13 protein-coding genes are annotated in these 15,934 nt (G+C 42.1%); all 13 read left to right on the forward strand.

Annotated features, from left to right (window positions below):
- Positions 1-430 precede the first annotated feature (430 nt).
- The 13 genes from T541_RS0105595 to T541_RS0105655 all read left to right on the forward strand — a co-directional run bounded on the left by T541_RS0105595 (position 431) and on the right by T541_RS0105655 (position 15,874).
- A complete protein-coding gene (locus T541_RS0105595; RefSeq protein ID WP_026651764.1) occupies positions 431-1,300 on the forward strand; it encodes a hypothetical protein in 870 nt (289 codons plus the stop codon).
- A gap of 212 nt (positions 1,301-1,512) precedes the next feature.
- Positions 1,513-1,917 (forward strand): amino acid-binding protein, encoded by a 405-nt coding sequence (locus T541_RS0105600; RefSeq protein ID WP_034466173.1) that lies wholly within the window; start codon positions 1,513-1,515, stop codon positions 1,915-1,917.
- Complete coding sequence (locus T541_RS0105605; protein WP_155839467.1) at positions 1,914-3,656, forward strand: hypothetical protein; 1,743 nt, start codon at positions 1,914-1,916, stop codon at positions 3,654-3,656. Before T541_RS0105600 ends, T541_RS0105605 begins: the two co-directional genes overlap by 4 nt.
- Before the next feature lie 544 nt (positions 3,657-4,200).
- Positions 4,201-5,247, forward strand: coding sequence for a phenylalanine--tRNA ligase subunit alpha (gene pheS / locus T541_RS0105610; RefSeq protein WP_026651768.1), 1,047 nt, complete (start codon positions 4,201-4,203; stop codon positions 5,245-5,247).
- 35 nt (positions 5,248-5,282) lie between these two features.
- Positions 5,283-7,703 (forward strand): phenylalanine--tRNA ligase subunit beta, encoded by a 2,421-nt coding sequence (gene pheT, locus T541_RS0105615; RefSeq protein ID WP_026651769.1) that lies wholly within the window; start codon positions 5,283-5,285, stop codon positions 7,701-7,703.
- A gap of 235 nt (positions 7,704-7,938) precedes the next feature.
- Positions 7,939-9,438: an aminopeptidase gene (locus T541_RS0105620; protein WP_026651770.1), complete on the forward strand. Its 1,500-nt coding sequence runs from the start codon at positions 7,939-7,941 to the stop codon at positions 9,436-9,438.
- A 5-nt stretch (positions 9,439-9,443) separates the two neighbouring features.
- On the forward strand, positions 9,444-10,484 hold the full coding sequence (queA, locus tag T541_RS0105625; RefSeq protein WP_026651771.1) for a tRNA preQ1(34) S-adenosylmethionine ribosyltransferase-isomerase QueA: 1,041 nt from the start codon (positions 9,444-9,446) through the stop codon (positions 10,482-10,484).
- A gap of 288 nt (positions 10,485-10,772) precedes the next feature.
- Positions 10,773-11,708, forward strand: coding sequence for a cysteine synthase A (gene cysK / locus T541_RS0105630; protein WP_026651772.1), 936 nt, complete (start codon positions 10,773-10,775; stop codon positions 11,706-11,708).
- Between the two features lie 249 nt (positions 11,709-11,957).
- Complete coding sequence (locus tag T541_RS0105635; RefSeq protein ID WP_026651773.1) at positions 11,958-13,133, forward strand: MalY/PatB family protein; 1,176 nt, start codon at positions 11,958-11,960, stop codon at positions 13,131-13,133.
- A gap of 104 nt (positions 13,134-13,237) precedes the next feature.
- Positions 13,238-13,390, forward strand: coding sequence for a YezD family protein (locus tag T541_RS21080; RefSeq protein ID WP_081779866.1), 153 nt, complete (start codon positions 13,238-13,240; stop codon positions 13,388-13,390).
- Positions 13,391-13,402: 12 nt separating this feature from the next.
- Positions 13,403-14,275, forward strand: a complete 873-nt coding sequence (locus T541_RS0105645; protein ID WP_026651774.1) for a radical SAM protein — start codon at positions 13,403-13,405, stop codon at positions 14,273-14,275.
- 56 nt (positions 14,276-14,331) lie between these two features.
- Positions 14,332-14,691 carry a NifB/NifX family molybdenum-iron cluster-binding protein gene (locus T541_RS18920; protein WP_051538110.1) on the forward strand — a complete coding sequence of 120 codons (360 nt, stop codon included), beginning with the start codon at positions 14,332-14,334 and terminating at the stop codon, positions 14,689-14,691.
- Positions 14,681-15,874, forward strand: coding sequence for a PLP-dependent aspartate aminotransferase family protein (locus T541_RS0105655; protein WP_081779868.1), 1,194 nt, complete (start codon positions 14,681-14,683; stop codon positions 15,872-15,874). Before T541_RS18920 ends, T541_RS0105655 begins: the two co-directional genes overlap by 11 nt.
- Positions 15,875-15,934: the final 60 nt, after the last annotated feature.

Consider the following 15,934-nt stretch of genomic DNA (forward strand, 5'->3'; position numbering starts at 1 on the left):
CATCTTACTAAAGTGTTTGAACTTCCAAAAGAATGAATCACGGTAATCTTCGCCATCCATACGTCCCAAATTGATCGTGGCTATCTTTTTTGTGATACATAGCGGTTCTGTTTCTTGAATGAGTGATCCTTAAACTTCCTTCTGGTGCATTAGAAGAGTCATTTTGAGCTAGTGCGAGAATCTCATTCAATGCCTGCAATTCTGCAGTAATTTTTTCTACAATCATTGAATACTCCCTAATAAATAATTGAAAAAATGCGATTTGAACCTCCGAAATGGAGTCGCATTGTTCTAAGAAAAAACTTAGAAAAATCTTTAATCATTATATATAAAATGGACAAGGTGTCAATAAGACATCGAATTTGCAACAAAAAACAATTTTCATTTGTATATATGATAGAGACGCAGATAAGCTACAGGGAGGCTTTATATGAAAAAGAACTTGTTAACGCTTGGAGCACTTACACTTACAACAGCTATTACTGCATCATCACTTACGGGATGTGGTTTTTCTTACACACTTGGAGATTCAAGTGCATCTGAGGATTCAAGAACTCCTCACGATGAGGATACATCTAATGATCAGTCAAAAGATAATTCTCATGCCAGTAACAATGATGATAAAAAGGACAAAAACGGAAATGGTGGGGATGACAAGAACGGCAGTAGCGACAAGAATAGCGCTGGGCACCAGTCAACTGATCCTTCTGACTATGATTATTCCCAGGACTACTTTGGATTTTCATTCTATTTTAATACCACAGACGAGAGTGGCTATGAGCTTCAAGAGGTAGACTACGACGCAAAGAATGTTACAGAACTTCCAGGGAATATTTCAGCTGACAATTTTCTTTGCTATAAAGCATTTGATGGTAATGACTCAATAGGGTCTGAGTATATTATTACTAATGACGATGTTCTGGACCTTAGGTATGTCAACAATTGTGGCGGCGATGATTATTGCTTTAGAGGCTTTGTAGACGGAGAAGATGAATTTTACAGTGCTTTAGGTAAGCTTGAATATTTTGATCCTACAGAAGATGAAGAGTGGGAGCTTGATGGCGGAATCCTTAACTACGGAATTCTGTATTTTGAGGAAGATGGTGAGACCTACTGGGTATACACCAACAACATTTTTGGATTCGATTACTATCTGGATTATGACGCTGAATATACCGTGATTGATGATCAAAAAGAGCTTGATGCCATAGCGGATATGGTAAACTCCGAAGAGTACAACGGATTTGTATCACAGGAATTCATTAACATAAATGAAATCGTGTATATGCAAGGCTTGTAAATGCAGGTACTGGAAACTATGAAAGAATGTGTATCATTGAGGACAGCTATAGCTGTGACAGAATAGTGTCAAATACGTACATTGACTGATGTATTTTCAAATATTGACATAAATATGAAGAAACTTTAAAACTTGACATATCTTGGCATAATGATAGAATTTTGATTTGTGAAAAAAGTAGGCCCGTTAGTATTAGGGGCAAAGGGAGACATATGCTAAATCAAATTTCTATCTATGCTGAGAACAAAAAGGGGTGTTTTCAGGATATCACAGGAATTCTGTGCGAAAACGGAATTAACATCCTTGGTTCAGTAACTAACGATTCCGCTGAATACGGTATCATCCGTATGGTGGTTTCAGATCCAGAGAAATGTCTTAAGGTTCTTACTGATGCTGGCTATCTCTGCAAATCAACAAAGGTCCTTGCTGTTGAATGTAAAGATGAAGTTGGAGCATTGGATAAGATTCTCAAAACTCTCTTCGAGTGTAATATCAACGTAAATTATACTTACCTGTCTTTTAACAGAGAGTCAGGTTGCCCAATCATGGTAATTCATACCGACGATACTGCGCAGGTTGAAAACATGCTAATCAATAGGAGGTATGAATGTTTATGAAGAAAAGAGTATTAGCAGCAATTTGTTCATTTTGCATTCTTCTTACAGGATGCTCTTTACCATTTGGTAACAACGCTGATCAGAATGCAGCGTCAAACGCAAGTATTGCGGGAGGAAGCACAGAAGCCAGCAACGAGGCAAGCTCAGAGGCTAGCACTGAGGCAAGTTCAGAGGCAAGTTCTGATGCCAGCGCAGAGGCTTCTTCTGATGCAGCAGCATCAGCTTCATCTGATTCAGATAACAAGTTCGGCGGAACTTTAACTGAGGCTTCTGATGAGGAGATGTACACTTTATCAAGACTCTATAAGATCGTAACCTACGAGAACTACACTTACGATGATGACAAGAATATCACATCAAGATATTCCTTCGAGTCTTTAATGCTTATTGATGATTGTAAGGAAAGTAATCCAGATCTTTATAAGACATTGTATGATCTTGCTTCAGACAACGGTAAAACATACAAGAAGTATATCGAAGATTTTACAGATTATGCTGAAAGAAATGCACAGTATAAGCCTGAGGAAGCTCTTTATTATACAGTAAAGGTTTGTCCACAGAGAACTGCAGATCAGTATCTTAGCTATTATGAGTTTGTTGAAGATAATTACTCTAGCGATGTATTGTCTTCAGGTTTAGTAACTTTTAAGTATGGTCACACCTATGATATCTATACTGGAGAAGTAGTTAAGCTTAGTGATGTAGTTACTTGTACACCTAAGGAATTTGCCGCTAAGGTATATGAGGAACTCACAGATGCATATCCTAATAACAGTGACTGGAATAATGCAGAGTCTGATATTCAGGAGTATGTAACAGATAGCTCCAAGGAATACAACTGGTACTTTGGTGTTGATGGAATTCATATCGTATTTAATCCTGGTTGTTTCTTCTCATGCAACGCATACTACGAAATAGTAATTGAATACAACGATGAGATCGTTAACAAGGATTATGTATATAACCCAGAGGAAGGCTATGCATATGTCGATGATGAACTTGAATTTATCAATGATAAGTCCTTCTCAGGAACAGGTCTTTTAAGCATTACTTATACACAGTCCAAGTATCATCCATATCTTGGAACTGCTATGACTGTTACAAACGGCAGTAAGTCAGCTACCTTTGATAACATCGAATTCGATATTAATAGAGCCAAGATTTATCACATGGTAACAGCAGAGTCTAAGGAATACTTATATGTATTTACAGATGACGACACTGACAAGCAGACACTTTATGTATTTGATGTATCAGGTAAGGATATTAAGGCTGTAGGATCTCAGACATTTAATGACTTTTGGCTTGATGAGGGTAGTGGAGATTACGCTGGTGAGCCTTGTTTCATGGGACCAGATAGCATGATCTCAGTAGATAAAACAAATGTTTTTGGTACTATTTCATACTACTTCCCAGCTACAGTTTCAGCTGATGGTATGCCAACTAAGCTTACTGCAAGATGCAGAATCCTTGAGTGCTCAGACAAGATCACAGCTAAGGAAGACATTAAGGCCAGCGAAGTTGATAAGGACGGAAATGTTATCAACGAGAGCATAACAGTATTCGAGGATAGCGTTGTTCAGCCAGTTTATGTTGATCCAGAGCACTATGTTGACTGTCTCCTTGAGGATGGCACAGTAGTAAGATTTGAATTCACCTTCGAAGAGGACAAGGTCTTCGTTGATGGTGAAGATGTAAATGAGATCTTTGATGGTCTTGTTTACGAAGACGAGGAGTAATTCTTTTACGAGGAATATTATGAAAAAAGAATATTGGTGCTAAAGAAACAGGATAAAAATACCACTTGATGGTTGACATTTTTCTATATGCCCAATAGAATGTAAATGTTGAATTTAAAATATCAAATACCATGAAGGTGTGGGGCATATCCCCAAGATGTTTTTGATCAGGTTCCTGAGAGAATTGGAGTCAGCGGCTGAGAGCTCCAAGAACTATCAATTACGGAAATTTCGCACTGGAGTAGTCTTGGTGAAATAGTAGTAGCCTTGAACGTAGATCTACGTTACAGATAAGGTGGAGCATCTTTTGATAACAAACAGATGCAGATACTTAAGAGCCCTTTAGTTGATCTAAAGGGAACATGGGTGGTACCGCGGAAATTATTCGTCCCTTGTATAGCTTAGGCTGTACAAGGGATTTTTTTGTGCAGAGCACTTAGCGAGGTAGTTTCGAGCTTAGTGCGAACCACTTCCGTGCACTTAATGAGGTATTATCGAATTTAGTGCAGCGGAAGATTCATTTAATATCTAGGAGGAAGGAAAATTGGAAAACAGCGCATTACATGAGAAACTTGAAGCGATCCGTGAAGAGATCAAGGCAAATGCTGAGAAGCTTGACAGTTCTAAACTTGTTTACGAGCTTAGAAAGAGCTTTTTAGACAACAAGACTGGTAAGATCAGTGCCCTTATGAAGGAGATGAAGAACATCCCTGCAGAGGAGCGTGCTGAGTACGGTAAGTGTGTCAATGAACTTAAGCAGTGGGCCCTTGACCATTTCGAGGAGCTTGATAAGAAGATGAAGGAAAAAGAGCTTCAGCTTCGATATGAGAGTGAGAAGCAGGATGTTACTATGCCTGCCAAGATTCGTTACACAGGTAATCTTCACCCTGTAACACAGATGAGAGAGACTCTTATCGACATCTTTGCCGGAATGGGCTTTGAAATCTACGAAGGCACAGAGATTGAGAACGATTATTACAACTTCACAGCTCTTAATACTCCTAAGGATCACCCTGCAAGAGATATGCAGGATACCTTCTACCTGAGTCCTGAGTTCCTTCTTAGAACCCAGACTTCATCAGGTCAGATCCATGTAATGGAGAACAAGAAGCCTCCGATCAAGATTCTTTCACCTGGTAAGGTTTTCCGTTCAGATGATGATGCAACACATTCACCTATGTTCTCACAGATGGAAGGCCTTGTAGTTGATAAGAACATCACACTTTGCGACCTTAAGGGCGCTCTTGAGACCTTTGCTCAGAAGATCTTCGGAGAGGGAACTACCACAAGACTTCGTCCTTCATACTTTCCATTCACAGAGCCTTCTGTAGAAGTTGACTGCAGCTGTTTTGCCTGCGGTGGTAAGGGCTGTAACCTTTGTAAGGGTACTGGCTGGATCGAGGTTCTTGGTGCCGGCGTAGTTAACAAGAAGGTTTTGGAGAACTGCGGAATTGATTCAGAAGAGTACAGTGGATTTGCTTTTGGTATTGGTATCGAGCGTGCAACTATGCTTAAGTACGGTATCAATAACATCAAGCTTTTGTATGAGTCAGATATCGACGTTCTTAAGCAGATCGATCACTACGAATAATTCGCATATTTCATAAACTTAGGAGGATAAGAAAAATGTTAGTACCTTTAAGTTGGCTTAAAGATTTTGTAGATATAGATATTGAACCAAAGGAACTTGAGAAGAAGCTCTTTGACTGCGGTTTTGAAGTAGAAGAGTGCTGGGAAGTGGGAAAAGACATCTCTAATGTAGTAGTAGGTGAAGTCCTTACCTGCGAGCCTATTCCAGAGACACACCTTCATGTTTGCACAGTTAATGCTGGTGAGCACGGAACCTTCCAGGTTTGCTGCGGTGCAGATAATGTACAGGCTGGTGGTAAATATCCACTTGCTCTTGTGGGCGCAACAGTTATTGAGACTGCTAAGGACCACGTTACAGTTGTTGGCGTTGCTACTATCAAGAAGGGTAAGCTTCGCGGCTACGATTCAGAGGGTATGCTTTGCTCAGGCGTTGAGCTTGGTGTAACAGAGGATATGTACCCAGGTGCTGGATACAACGGACTTTTAGTATTCCCTGCGGATACAGAGGTTGGCGCTGATGTTAAGCCACTCCTTGGCCTTGATGAGTGGATCTTTGATGTATCAATCACAGCTAACAGACCAGACTGCCAGAGCATTTACGGTCTTGCAAGAGAGGTTGCAGCTGCTCTTGATAAGCCATTAAAAGAGATTGATCTTAGCTACACAGAGACAGATGTAGAGAATGAGGGCTTTAGCGTAACAGTTGAGGATCCAGATCTTTGCCCTAGATACATTGGTCACTATGTATATGATGTTAAGCTTGGCGAGAGCCCTCTTTGGATGAAGAGAAGGCTTTCTCTTGTAGGCAACAACTCAATTAACAATATCGTTGATATCACAAACTATATTATGAGAGAGCTTGGTCAGCCAATGCACGCCTTTGACGGAAGCTTCCTTGAGGATAACAAGATCGTAGTTAGACGTGCTAAGCAGGGTGAAAGAATAGTGACTCTTGATGAGAACGAGTTCGAACTTACAACAGATAACCTTGTAATCTGCGATGGCAAGAAGCCTGTAGCTCTTGCTGGTATCATGGGTGGCCTCAACTCTGAGATTCGTGATACAACAACTACAGTTACCTTTGAGGCAGCTAAGTTCATGCGTGACAATATTCGTAAGAGCTCAAGAGCCCTTGGTCAGTCATCTGACTCATCTGCAGCATTTGCTAAGGGTGTTTACGAATATACAACAGTTATCGCCATGAAGAGAGCCCTTCACCTTATTGAGGAGCTTCACGCTGGTATGGTATCCAAGACTCATGTGGACATCAACACAGGCAACAGCCTTGAGAAGAGAGAGATGAAGGCTTCTATCAAGAAGGTTAACGGCGTTCTTGGTATTGAAGTTCCAGAGGATGAGATAAAGAGAATTCTCACAAACCTTAACTTTGAGCCAGTTATTAACGGCGATGAGCTTACAATCAAGATCCCAGCTTATCGTGAGGATATGGAGGATTATCCTGATATCGCTGAAGAGCTTATCCGTATGTATGGTTACGACCACGTTATTCCTACATTCCTTAAGAATGCCAGTGTAACAACAGGTGGCAGAAACCTTACTCAGAAGACTGAGCTTAAGATAAAAAGAGCTCTTTGTGCCCAGGGAGCATACGAGTGCATGCACTATTCATTCTTCTCACCAAGCGATCTGGATTTACTCAGATTCCCAGAGGATGCAGAGGAGAGAAAGGCTATCAGAATCCTTAACCCTATCAACGAGGATCTTTCTCTTATGAGAACAACTCTGGCAGCCCAGATGATTCATGCAATCGCAAGGAACCAGAAGAAGGGTACATTAGAGGGAAGATTATTTGAAGTAGGTAACAGATTTGTTCCTAAGTCACTTCCACTTACAGAGTATCCTGATGAGAAGGCTACTATCTGTATCGGTATCTTTGGTGATGACGAGGATATCTTTACACTTAAGGGCCTTTCAGATAACGTAGCTGAGGCACTTCACGTAAGCTTTAAGTATGAGCCTGCTACCAAGACTTTCTTACATCCTTACAGAACAGCTAAGATTACCTGCGAGGGTGAAGAGGTTGGTTACCTTGGACAGATTCTTTACGAGATCCAGGATGAGACAGATATGAGAATTCCAGCTTATATCTGCGAGCTTGACCTTTCAGTTCTTGAGAAGTGGTATGGCAAGACACCTTCATTTGAGCCACTTTCCAAGTTCCCTATCGTTAAGCGTGATCTTGCTCTTATCATGGATAAGACAGTTACCTGCGGTGAGGTTGAGGAAGCTATCTACGGTTCCTGCAAGTATGTAACTGACGTTAAGCTCTTTGATGTTTACGAAGGACTTCCAATTCCTCCAACCAAGAAGAGTATGGCATTTACAATTACCTTCACACCTAAGGATGAGGAGCTTACCTTCGAAGCAGTTAACGGCTACGTTGACAAGATGCTCAGAAAGCTCTCCTTCACAATGGGTATTGAGATCAGATCCTGATAACGGATAGATAATATAACCGTACGGAAACCAAAGGCACTGTACAAATCCGCTGCTCGTGGTGCTTTGCAGCCCCAAAATCGCATCGGATTTGCATATGTGCCTTATGTTTTCCTGTTCTGTGAAATGAATAATATAATTGCTAGCATTATTAATATGAATATGTTAAAACTGTAATGTATGATTATTGATTTTATTTAATCAGGTACAACTGATTTATATGAAAGGAGTATATATGAACAAGAAGAACGTATGGACAACATATAATGCGACTCAGCTTAAGGCTTGTGAGAAGTTCGCAGAAGATTACAAGAAGTTCCTTGACGAGTCTAAGACAGAGAGAGAGGCAATCGATACAATCGTTAACGAGATCGAGGCTGCAGGCTACAAAGAGCTCAACACTTTAATCGGTGGTAAGACTAAGCTTAAGAAGGGTGACAAGGTTTATTCAGTATGGATGAACAAGTCAATCGTTATGTTCCAGCTTGGTTCTGAGCCACTTGAGGCAGGTATGAACATTCTTGGAGCACACATCGATTCTCCAAGACTTGATGTTAAGCAGAATCCACTTTACGAGGATGGCGGTTTTGCTTATCTTGATACACACTACTACGGCGGAATCAAGAAGTATCAGTACGTTGCTATGCCTCTTGCTATTCACGGCGTACTTGTTAAGAAGGACGGCACAACAGTTCAGCTTAACGTAGGTGAGGATGAGGATGATCCAGTATTCTTCGTATCAGATCTTCTTATCCACCTTGCACAGGATCAGATGGGCAAGAAGGCTTCTAACGTAATCGAAGGTGAAGCCCTTGACCTTATCATTGGTAACAGACCTTTCGTAGTTGAGAGTAAGGAAAAAGAGAAGGCTGAGAAGACAAACTCTAAGCTTTCAGCTGGTGAGAAGTATGCCCTTGAAGCTGAGAAGGCTGAGAAGGCAGAGAGCGGAAAGGTTTCTGGAGCAGTTCGCAGAGGCGTACTTGCTATCATGCATGACCTTTACGGTATTGAAGAGGAGGATTTCATCTCAGCTGAGCTTGAGATCGTTCCTGCTGGTAAGAGTAGAGACGCTGGCTTTGACAGATCTATGATTCTTGGCTATGGCCATGATGATAGAGTATGTGCATATCCTTCAATGCGCGCTATCTTAGAAGCTAAGAACATAAAGAGAACAGCTTGCTGTATCCTTGTTGATAAGGAAGAGATCGGTAGCGTTGGTGCTACAGGTATGAGATCTAAGTTCTTTGAGAACGCAGTAGCAGAGCTTATGAACCTTACTAAGGAAGGCTACAACGACCTTTCACTTAGAAGATGTCTTGCAAATTCCTGCATGCTTTCTTCTGACGTTAACGCAGGCTTTGATCCTACATATGCTTCATGCTTTGAGAAGAAGAACGCTTCCTTCCTTGGACAGGGACTTGTATTTAGTAAGTTCACAGGTTCAAGAGGTAAGTCAGGTTCTAACGATGCTAACGCTGAGTTCCTTGCAGAAATCAGAAGAGCTTTTGATAAGGATGGCATCATCTATCAGACAGCTGAGCTTGGTAAGGTAGACGTTGGCGGCGGCGGAACAATCGCTTACATCCTTGCACTTTACGGAATGAACGTTATCGATGCAGGTGTTGCAGTTCTTAACATGCATGCTCCATGGGAAGCTATTTCAAAGGCTGACCTTTTCGAAGCAAAACGTGGTTATGTAACATTCCTTCAGGAAATTGATCTTAGAAACGAGTAATAAAAATGAGTGAAATTGGATTATCAACTGCAGATTATTATTTTGATCTGCCTCAGGAGCTTATTGCACAGGACCCTATGCAGAAAAGGGACGAGTGCAGAATGCTTGTCATGGACAAGGAGACAGGCAAGGTTGAGCACCATATATTTAGCGAAGTAATTAATTATTTAGAGCCAGGTGATTGCCTGGTTCTGAATAATACCAAGGTTATTCCTGCAAGACTCCTTGGAGTCAAGGAGGAGACAGGGGCCGCTGTAGAGATACTTCTTTTAAAAAGAAAAGAAGCAGATGTTTGGGAGACCCTTGTTAAGCCAGGTAAAAAGCTAAGAGTCGGAGCCAGAGTATCCTTTGGAGACGGCATATTAAAGGCTGAGATCGTGGAGGTCTTAGATGACGGAAATCGTCTGGTTAAGTTCTTTTACGATGGAATATGGGAAGAAGTATTGGACAGACTTGGTGAGATGCCACTTCCTCCATACATTACCCACAAGCTCCAGGATAAGAACATGTATCAGACCGTTTATGCCAAGTATGAAGGTTCTGCGGCTGCTCCAACAGCTGGTCTTCACTTTACAGATGAGCTTCTTGATAAGATCAGAGAAAAGGGCATAGATACTGCATTTGTAACTCTTCACGTTGGACTTGGAACCTTCAGACCAGTTAAGGTTACTAACGTTAAAGAGCATCACATGCACACTGAGTGGTATCAGGTAACCCAGGAAGCTGCTGATAAGATCAACAAGGCTAAGGCTTCAGGTCACAGAGTAATCTGCGTTGGAACCACAAGCTGCCGTACCATCGAAAGTGCAGCATCAGATGATGGAACCCTTGCTACATGTAGCGGAGACACCTCCATCTTCATCTATCCAGGCTACAAGTTCAAGCTCATGGACGGACTTATCACTAACTTTCACCTTCCAGAGTCAACACTTGTTATGCTGGTATCTGCTTTTGCAGGCAGAGAGCACGTGCTTTCCGCCTACGACGAAGCAATCAAAGAGCGCTACAGGTTCTTCTCCTTCGGAGACGCCTGCCTCTTTATTTAGTATGATAATGGTGATAGTAAAACCTCTTGCGAAAGCGAGAGGTTTTTTGTGTAAAGAATTGAGGGGAAATGCATATGTGGTGTTTACACATCAATGATTGTACTATTGCTTTAGTGTTTAGATACATATAAGCTCTCTTTATATCAGCCGATAAAGTTTGTTTAATTCCCAAGACAAAAGCGTGGTGCTAGAATCAGATTATCAAATAAAGCAGCACACAAAATACAAAGAGCTGCAGATAATAATCAGTTAAAAAATATTGAATATATTTTATGGGAGGATATGAACATGGCAAACATCAAAGAAAGCGCACTTGAACTTATTGGAGGAACACCACTTCTTAAATTAAACGGTTATAGCAAGAAAGCTGGTGTAACTGGAGCAACACTTCTTGCAAAGCTTGAATACCTTAATCCAGCGGGATCGGTTAAGGATAGAGTTGCTCTTAGCATGATCGAGGATGCAGAGAAGAGCGGAAAGCTTAAGCCAGGAGCAACAATCATCGAGCCTACATCAGGTAACACAGGTATCGGACTTGCAGCAGTTGCAGCAGCTAAGGGATACAGAGCAATCCTTACACTTCCAGATACAATGAGTGTTGAGAGAAGAAATCTTCTTAAGGCATATGGCGCAGAGATCGTACTTACAGAAGGCGCTAAGGGAATGAGGGGAGCCATCGCTAAGGCTGAAGAGCTTGAGAAGGAAATCGATGGAGCAATCATTCTTGGACAGTTCGTTAACCCAGCTAACCCAGCAGTTCACAAGGCTACAACAGGTCCAGAGATCTGGGAGCAGACAGATGGTAAGGTAGACATCTTCGTAGCAGGTGTTGGTACAGGCGGAACAATCACAGGTGTTGGTGAGTACTTAAAAGAGCAGAATCCTAATGTTAAGGTTGTTGCTGTTGAGCCAGCTACAAGCCCAGTTCTTTCAAAGGGTGAAGCAGGACCGCACAAGATTCAGGGTATTGGTGCTGGATTCGTTCCAGATACTCTTAATACAAAGGTTTATGATGAAGTAATCGCAATCGATAACGACGATGCATTTGCAGAGGGTAAGAGATTCGCTATCTCTGAGGGTATCCTTGTTGGTATCTCATCAGGTGCAGCCCTTAAGGCAGCTACTATCCTTGCAGAGCGCGAAGAGAACAAGGGTAAGAACATTGTAGTTCTTCTTCCAGATTCAGGAGACAGATACCTTTCAACTCCACTCTTTGCTAACTAATTTATAGAGACAAAGCGCTCTGGACTTGCCACCAGCTGCGCATAGCTTATTACTCAATATCCATAAATAAAATGCCAAAAAGAGATCGTGTCATATACATGGTTTCCAAAACAAATTTTGCCAAAACATTTTTGTTGCTCTGTAGCTCATTTGCTGCGGAGCAATATTCATATTCAAAGGATAGGTGTTGCATCCCTGCCACACATATAAACAGTTATTACGCCTAATACTCAAGAATAAGGAGACACCATGGGAAAGTACAATTTTGATGAAATAGTAGAGCGAAGAAATACCTCATGTCTTAAATACGACTTTGGACTTAAGAGAAAGGGCCGTGACGACCTTCTGCCACTTTGGGTTGCAGACATGGACTTTAGGCTCCCTGACGCGGTTCTTGATGATATTAAGGAAAGGGTGGATCACGGAATCTTTGGCTATACAGATCCTGATGAGAAGTACTTTGACGCAGTTAAGACCTGGTTTAGGGAAAGACATGGCTTTGAGCCTGAAAGCGACTGGATCACAGTTGAGCCAGGCGTTGTCTATTCAATTGCCGTTGCGGTAAAGGCCTTTTCAGAAGAGGGGGACAGCGTTCTGATCCAGAACCCTGTATATTACCCATTTGCAGAGACCATCCGTCTTAACAAGAGGAAGGTTGTCAGCAACGACCTGGTCTACAGGGACGGCCACTACGAGATTGACTTCGATGATTTCGAGAAGAAGATCGTGGATAACCAGGTTAAGCTCTTTTTGCTCTGTAGTCCCCATAATCCCGTAGGAAGAGTCTGGACAGAAAAAGAGCTAACGAAAATTGCGGACATTTGTCTTAAGCATAACGTCTATGTCTTTGCAGATGAGATTCACTCTGACTTTGTGTACAGGGGCTTTAAGCATACCTCCTTCATCACCCTTGGGGGTAAGTACAAGGAGAAGCTGATCCTTGGCACAGCTCCAAGTAAGATCTTTAATCTGGCTGGCCTTCAGCTTGCCAATATCATTATTCCTAATAAGGACACCAGGGATAAATTCAGATTCCAGAATGATGCCTCAGGCTACAGTCAGCCTAATGCTCTTGGCCTTGTGGCTGCAAGGAGCGTCTACACTAAGGGAGGAGAATGGCTTGATGAGTTAAAAGAGTACCTGGAGGGGAACCTTAACTTTGTCAGAGACTATCTAAAGGAAAAGCTTCCTGAAATAAAGCTCATAGAACCTGAAGGAACATATCTAATATGGCTTGATTTTAGTGCTGTCACAGATAATCACAAGGAGCTTGAGGATATTATTGTAAACCAGGCAAAGCTCTGGCTTGACCCAGGCATTATCTTTGGCAGAGAGTCTGCACTCTTTGAAAGAATCAACATTGCAGCTCCAAGGAGCATAATAAAGCAGGCCCTGGACCAGCTCTATAGCGCTTTACATAAATAAGAGCATAAATAATTCGTATCGATGACTATAAGTTTTCCTTAATTGCGCGTAGCCTCCAGCCCTAGTAATATCAATAAAAACAAGCAGGCAGGAGGGTAGGAGAAATGGCAAACACACAGGAAGATAGAGATGAATTACTACGTATATGGGAAAAGATCAAAGAACAGGTTGAGGGTCTTAAATATGGCAGTGTAAACATCATAGTTCATGATGGCAGAATCACACAGGTTGAGACAAACTCTAAATTAAGGTTTTAAGGGGGAAAAGACATGGCTAGATCATTTGAAGAACTTGAAAAGAATCACCCCTGCTTTGGAGGATGCAAATTCAATGCCGGAAGAATACATTTACCGGTAAGCCCTGGTTGTAACATAGCCTGCAGGTTCTGCGACAGATCAGTTAATGACGTGGAGCAAAGACCTGGTGTTACCAGTAAAGTAATCTCACCTGATGAGGCTAGTTCTTTTATCTCAAGAGCGGTGGAGCTGGTGCCATCCATAAAGGTAGCGGGAATTGCAGGACCTGGAGATACGCTGGCAACGGACTATGCTATAGACACCTTTCATAAGATAGGAAAGACCCATCCAGACCTTCTTAAGTGCATGAGCACCAATGGACTTCTTCTTAATGAGAGAGTAGATGAACTTATAGAGGTTGGAATCGATACCCTGACAGTCACGGTTAATGCGGTGGATCCAGAGATTGAGGCTAGGCTTAACGACTACATCATCTACCACGGTAAGAAGATTGAGGGCGTAGAGGGAGCTAAGATCCTTATTGAGAATCAGCTTAAGGGAATTAAGAAGGCTGCTGATACAGGAATCACCCTTAAGATCAACACAGTTCTGGTACCTGGTATCAACGATCACCACATCGGAACCATAGCTAAGACTGTAAGCGAGCTGGGAGCTATCATCTACAACATCATTCCTTTGATACCACAGCATAAGTTAAAAGATATACCAAAGCCCACCTGTGAGCAGATTGAGGATGCCAGGGAAGAGGCGGAGAAGTATATCAAGGTATTTAGACACTGTGCACACTGCAGAGCGGATGCGGTGGGAGTTCCAGGAATATCTGAGTACAGCAAGCTGGTGTATCAGAACAGGCTCAATGTGAGAAATACCTTTTCTCATGGCTAATGTGTGGATTATTCAATCTGCGACATGGATCATTGTTATTAAATGAGGAGAACCGGATGTACAGAGTCGCAATGGCATCCACCGACAACAGGCACGTGGATCAGCATTTTGGAAGGGCTGAAAGCTTTCTTATTGTTGATGTGGATGATGAGGGAAATTATGAAGAAATCGAACAACGTTTTGTAACGCCCATCTGTGGCGGCGGCCACCATGATCAGAGTGCTCTCAAAAGAGGAGTTGAGGCACTTCTTGATTGCAACATAGTGGTGGCAGCCAAGATTGGCCCTGGGGCCTGCAACGAGCTTCTAGAACACAACCTAAATCCCTTTGAATTTACCGGGGAAGTTGGAGATGTGCTTGAGAGATTAGATAAATACCTTAAACTCTTGGAGGAGATGAATAATTATGGATTGTAGCGGTTGTAACAAGTGTACAGAAGTAAACTGCAGCATAGACACCAAGTGTCAGCAGCTGGATAGAAGTCTTATGGATAAGTGGGGAGCCATCAGCTTTCCGATTTATCAGACGGCCACCTTTGCCCACGATGGCTTTGGGGGAAGCACGGGTTATGACTATACACGAATGCAGAATCCAACGAGGCAGCAGCTTGAATCGATAGTTGCATACCTTGAAAATGGTAAGGATGCGCTGGCTTTTTCAAGCGGAATGGCAGCAATAGCAACAGTGATGGAGCTCTTTTCACCAGGAGACCACTTCATTGTGGATGAGGATCTCTACGGGGGTAGCATTAGATTATTTAACGAGATCAGTAAAAAGAATGGTCTCGAATATACAGCAATAAGCCTTAGTACTGAGGATATAACACCATATATTAAGCCTAATACTAAGGCAGTTTACCTGGAAACACCAACAAACCCTATGATGAATGTCACAGACATAGAAAAGCTTTCACAGGTAACTAAGGAAAAGGAAATTCTTCTTATAGTAGATAACACCTTCCTTTCACCTTATTTCCAGAATCCACTGGACCTTGGGGCAGACGTAGTAATCCATTCAGGAACCAAGTTCCTGGGAGGTCACCACGATACCATAGGAGGTTTTGTGGTGGTTAAGGACGAAGTGCTTGATGAAAGGCTCCGCTTTATCTATAAGACAACAGGAGCAGGTCTTTCACCCTTTGACAGCTGGTTAATACTTAGAGGTATCAGAACCCTGGCAGTAAGGCTTGACAGAGCTCAGGAAAATGCCCTTAAACTGGCCAACTACCTTAAGAGACAAAAGCATGTCACAAAGGTTATTTACCCGGGGCTTCCTGATCATCCAGGGTATGAGATCATGAAAAAGCAGGCCAGGGGCTTTGGAGCAATGCTTACATTTGAAGTGGATTCAGAGGAATTTGCAAAGAGCATCCTTAACAATGTACAACTTATCTACTTTGCAGAAAGCCTTGGAGGAACAGAGACTCTTATTACATATCCTATAACCCAGACCCACGCAGATGTGCCTAAAGAGCAGCTTGAAAGAAACGGTATTACAGGAAGGCTCCTTCGCTTATCAGTGGGACTTGAGGGCATTGCAGATCTTATCTGCGAGTTTAACAGAGTCTTTGCCATCGCAGACAAAGAGCTATCTAGATAAATTGAAGGGTAAAGAAATACTTATACCCAGCAATAAGCAATACTTTATTTTACTAAAGTG

Origin of the sequence: Butyrivibrio proteoclasticus P6B7 (assembly GCF_000622085.1) — a bacterium.
Classification (GTDB): domain Bacteria; phylum Bacillota; class Clostridia; order Lachnospirales; family Lachnospiraceae; genus Butyrivibrio; species Butyrivibrio proteoclasticus_A.

Bases quoted from the DNA above. Each gene is read 5' to 3' on its own strand.
- T541_RS21080 (WP_081779866.1), top strand. From the start codon at position 13,238: ATGGCAAACACACAGGAAGATAGAGATGAATTACTACGTATATGGGAA.
- T541_RS0105595 (WP_026651764.1), top strand. From the start codon at position 431: ATGAAAAAGAACTTGTTAACGCTTGGAGCACTTACACTTACAACAGCT.
- T541_RS0105645 (WP_026651774.1), top strand. From the start codon at position 13,403: ATGGCTAGATCATTTGAAGAACTTGAAAAGAATCACCCCTGCTTTGGA.
- T541_RS0105600 (WP_034466173.1), top strand. From the start codon at position 1,513: ATGCTAAATCAAATTTCTATCTATGCTGAGAACAAAAAGGGGTGTTTT.
- T541_RS18920 (WP_051538110.1), top strand. From the start codon at position 14,332: ATGTACAGAGTCGCAATGGCATCCACCGACAACAGGCACGTGGATCAG.
- T541_RS0105620 (WP_026651770.1), top strand. From the start codon at position 7,939: ATGAACAAGAAGAACGTATGGACAACATATAATGCGACTCAGCTTAAG.
- cysK (WP_026651772.1), top strand. From the start codon at position 10,773: ATGGCAAACATCAAAGAAAGCGCACTTGAACTTATTGGAGGAACACCA.
- T541_RS0105605 (WP_155839467.1), top strand. From the start codon at position 1,914: ATGAAGAAAAGAGTATTAGCAGCAATTTGTTCATTTTGCATTCTTCTT.
- pheT (WP_026651769.1), top strand. From the start codon at position 5,283: ATGTTAGTACCTTTAAGTTGGCTTAAAGATTTTGTAGATATAGATATT.
- T541_RS0105635 (WP_026651773.1), top strand. From the start codon at position 11,958: ATGGGAAAGTACAATTTTGATGAAATAGTAGAGCGAAGAAATACCTCA.
- T541_RS0105655 (WP_081779868.1), top strand. From the start codon at position 14,681: ATGGATTGTAGCGGTTGTAACAAGTGTACAGAAGTAAACTGCAGCATA.
- queA (WP_026651771.1), top strand. From the start codon at position 9,444: ATGAGTGAAATTGGATTATCAACTGCAGATTATTATTTTGATCTGCCT.